The following is a 3889-nucleotide window of genomic DNA, read 5'->3' as shown; positions in this document are numbered from 1 at the left end:
CTGCTTGACGATCTTGAGCTTGAAGCGCTTCGGGTACTTGGCCATGTCGGACATCTCAGGTGGGAGAAGATGTCCAACTTCTGGGGGTCACCTCATTGCGCGCGATGGGGTTGCCGCGAGCACCCATCGCGCGCAAGCGCGCTCCCACAACGCCATTCGTTATGCCGCGGGCAAATCGAACACCCGGCGCAGGTACGCCAGGTAATCCAGGTCTTCGCACATGCTCTTCCCGGGTGAATCGGAGAGCTTGGCGACCGGCTGGCCGTTGCAGCGGGTCATCTTGATCACGATGTTGATCGGTTCCGGCCCGGTGTCGTTGGTCAGGTTCGTGCCCACGCCGAATGACACAAGGCAGCGCCCCTCGAAGTGGCGGTACAGATCCATCACCTTCGGGATATCCAGGCTGTCGCTGAACACCAGCGTCTTCGTACGCGGATCGACGCGGTTCTTCTCGTAGTGCGCGAGGATGCGATCGCCCCAGGCGAACGGGTCGCCCGAATCGTGGCGCGCGCCGTCGAACAGCTTGCAGAAGTACATATCGAAGTCGCGCAGGAACGCGTCGAGCCCGTAGACGTCGGATAGCGCGATACCCAGGTCGCCGCGGTATTCACGCGCCCACGCCTCCAGCGCCGCGACCTGTGAGTCGCGCAGGCGCGGCCCCAGCGACTGGAACGCCTGCAGGTATTCATGGGCCATGCTGCCGATCGGCGTCATGCCCTGTTGCATTGCGAACAGGACGTTGCTGGTACCGGCCAGCTGCCTACCCCAGCCTTCGCGCATGATCCCCAGCGCTTCCTCATGCCACGCGCCCGAGAAACGACGGCGCGTGCCGTAGTCGGCGAGGCGTACTTTTTCAAAGCCCGGCGTATCGCGCAGCAGCGCGATCTTGGCGCGCAGGCGCTGGCGGCCTTCGGCGAGGTCGTGCCCTGGGTACGCATGGCGGAAGTACAGCTCGTTGATGATCGCCAGCAGCGGCACCTCGAACAGGATGGTGTGCAGCCACGGGCCACGGATCACCAGCTCGATTTCGCCGTTGCCCTTCTCCGAGGGCGCGATGTGGACGTACTTCGCATTCAGCTGGAACAGGCCCAGGAAGTCGACGAAGTCGCTGTCGATGAAGCGCATGGCGCGCAGGTAGTCGAGCTCGGAATCGCTGAAGCGCAGCGAGCAAAGGTGCGCGAGCTCCTCCCTGATCGCCGGGATAATCGGCACGAGATCCACGCCAGGCGTACGGCAGCGAAACCGGTACTCGACTTCCGCGGCCGGGTACTGGTGCAGCACCACCTGCATCATGGTGAACTTGTAGAGGTCGGTGTCCAGCAGCGAGCGGATGATCATGCGCTCGCCCCGGTGAGGGCGATCTGCTTCTCCACGGCATCCATGAAGGCTTCCGTACCCGGCCAGGGCGAGATGCGGCCGAGTTTCTTCCCGCGGTGGAAGAGGAAAAACGCCGGGATGCCATGCAGGCCGAAGCGCGTCGCCATCTTCGGGTCGTCGTAGACGTTATCGTGCAGCCAGCGCAGTTCGGTGCGCTGGAAGCGCTCCGGCGTGAGCAGGATCTGGCGCTTCGCGATATCGCAATTGGGGCAGTCGCGCCCCCACAGGAACAGGATGGCGATGCGGTTGTCGTCGGCCGCGAGGTCGGCATCGAGTTCGGTGCTGGTGATCTTCGCCATGGGGAACTGCGCGAAGAACCCGGGGACGGTGGTATCGGACATGGTGGATCCGTGATCGGTTCGAACTCCCCGCATGGGGGCGATGGGGCGATAATTCGAGGGTACTGCGATCATGCGCCCCACCCAAGGAATCCCCGTGCGCCTTTTGCTAGCCCTTATCCTCGCCGTTTGCGCCGGCCTGGCCCAGGCCGCCAGCCTTTCCATCGTTACCGGCCATGGCACGGCCACCCTCAGCACGCAGCAGCTCCTGGCGCGGCCCGACCTGCGCACGATCGATGTGCCCGCCGATGTCTCGTACCAAAAGGCGATGCGTTACCAGGCCGTGCCGCTGAAGGCCTTGCTCGCCGGTGTGCCGGCCGCTGCGCACCTGCAGTTCACGGCGTTGGACGGCTTCGCCGCGGAGATCCCGGCGGCCCTCGTGCTCGATGGCCACGGCGCGGAAGCCTGGCTGGCCGTGGTAGACGCGGCGTGGCCCGCGCTGGGCGACGGCAAGCCCTCGGCCGGGCCGTTCTACCTCGTGTGGCTGCATCCGGAGGCCGGCAAGGTCGGGCCAGAGCAATGGCCTTACCAGATCGCGTCGATCCGCGTGCTTGCCGATCCTGCGTTGCGCTTCCCGCTGATGCGCCCTGCCCCGGGCCTGGCGAAAGATAGCCCGGTGATGCGCGGCTTCGAGGTGTTCCAGAAGAACTGCATCACCTGCCACACGCTCAACGGCCAGGGCGATGCGAAGCTCGGCCCGGACCTCAACATCCCGCACAGCCCGACCGAATACCTGCGCGACGGCATGCTGCGCGTACTGGTGCGCAACCCGCAGGACCTCCGTCACTGGCCGCAGGCGAAGATGCCGGGTTTCAGCGCGCAGGTGATCAGCGATGCCGACCTGGCCAACCTCGAGGCTTACCTGAAGCACATGGCGGGGCGCAAAGCCACGCCTTGACCGCGTGACACTGTGGGAGCGCGCTTGCGCGCGATGGGTCTGAGGGAGAGCATCGCTCGCAAGCTCACTCCCACAAGAGCTGGGCCACAGGAGTTCACCCACAAGAGCTCGCCCACAGGGTGGGCTCCTACGGGGTTTTTAGTGACGTGAGATGTCTGGTACGTTCCGCGGGCGGCTGTTTTGCCAGGGCCTGCACCTCGGCAAAAAAAGCCGGCCACTGCCGCCCGCTTTGTTCGAACAACGCCGCGAACGCCCCCGTCCACTGGTCGTACAAGCCGAACGGCAACAAGCGCGCGTTGTTCATCGGCTGCGCCATCCAGCGGTCGTAACGGTGGTCGCCGCCGGCCTCGTTCTCACGCCATGCAAGGTACTCACCGCGGAACACCTCGAAGGTTTCCGCCTTGGCGACGCGCTTGGCGTCATCGCTCATGGGCTGCGCATACATCGCCTTCAGGCGCTCGCGCAGCGCAAGCACCTGCTCCGTGAACGAGCGGGACAGCATGTCAACCTTCGGATCCGGCGCGGTGAGCCCCTTCGCCGCGTGCCATTCGCGCACGCCTTCCTGCTCGACAAAGTTCGCATACGACTCGTTGAACGATGAGTCGTTCTTCACGTAGATCTTCTGGTGCGCGAGTTCGTGGAAGATGGTGCCGACCAGGTCATCGTCATCCCAGCCGAGCATGCTGCTGAGCACGGGATCGGCGAACCAGCCGAGCGTGGAATACGCGGGGACATCACCGATGCTCACGTCGTTGCCTGCCGCGCGCTGGCGGGCGGCTTCACGATTCGCGAGGTCGCGGTTGAAGTAGCCGCGGTAGGAAACGCATCCGGCGAACGGGAAACAATGCACCACGGGGTCGACGGAGAGCTCAGGCGCGGCGAACACGTTCCATGCGACCCATGGCCGGTCGAGCTGCACGTAGTAGGTGTAGCTGCGGTTGTCGGGCAAACCGAGCCGCGCGCTGGCGAAGCGTCGGGCTTCGCTCGCGGTGACCAGGCGCTGGCGCACCTTGTCGGACGTCCGCGGATCGCCTACCACCTTGTCGATGGGCTTGCGGGCTGCAAGCAGCGCCATCTGCCCGTGGGTGACATGGGCGTAGTAGCCCGCGGTACGGCAACCGGCAAGCAAGGCGAGCATGGCGACGAGGAGGACACGCATCGGGGCATTGTGCCCGAATTGTGGGAGCGCGCTTGCGCGCGATGGGGCTTGGGGCTAGCACCCATCGCGCGCCACCGCGCACCCACACCCACCGACAACAAAACCCCCCAAAATCCA

4 protein-coding genes are annotated in these 3889 nt (G+C 65.1%); 1 reads left to right on the top strand and 3 read right to left on the bottom strand.

Going from position 1 to position 3889, the window contains the following annotated elements; genetic code table 11:
* Positions 1-159: 159 nt before the first annotated feature.
* Both pncB and ACZ6YI_RS18780 read right to left on the bottom strand, forming a co-directional pair.
* Positions 160-1338 carry a nicotinate phosphoribosyltransferase gene (gene pncB / locus ACZ6YI_RS18785; RefSeq protein WP_465779978.1) on the bottom strand — a complete coding sequence of 393 codons (1179 nt, stop codon included), beginning with the start codon at positions 1336-1338 and terminating at the stop codon, positions 160-162.
* Positions 1335-1718, bottom strand: coding sequence for a YbbN family protein (locus tag ACZ6YI_RS18780; RefSeq protein ID WP_465779977.1), 384 nt, complete (start codon positions 1716-1718; stop codon positions 1335-1337). The genes pncB and ACZ6YI_RS18780 overlap by 4 nt, the downstream gene beginning before the upstream one ends.
* Positions 1719-1812: 94 nt before the next feature.
* On the opposite strand from ACZ6YI_RS18780, the gene ACZ6YI_RS18775 reads away from it, so the two are divergent.
* A complete protein-coding gene (locus ACZ6YI_RS18775; RefSeq protein WP_465779976.1) occupies positions 1813-2613 on the top strand; it encodes a c-type cytochrome in 801 nt (266 codons plus the stop codon).
* Between the two features lie 127 nt (positions 2614-2740).
* Here the strand turns inward: ACZ6YI_RS18775 and ACZ6YI_RS18770 are convergent, their stop codons facing one another.
* Positions 2741-3772: an aminopeptidase gene (locus tag ACZ6YI_RS18770; protein WP_465779975.1), complete on the bottom strand. Its 1032-nt coding sequence runs from the start codon at positions 3770-3772 to the stop codon at positions 2741-2743.
* Positions 3773-3889 lie beyond the last annotated feature (117 nt).

The sequence above is a fragment of the Luteibacter sp. NPDC104163 genome (genome assembly GCF_055584245.1).
Note: the sequence above shows the minus strand (reverse complement) of the source record. Positions and strands in the feature narration are given on the sequence as shown.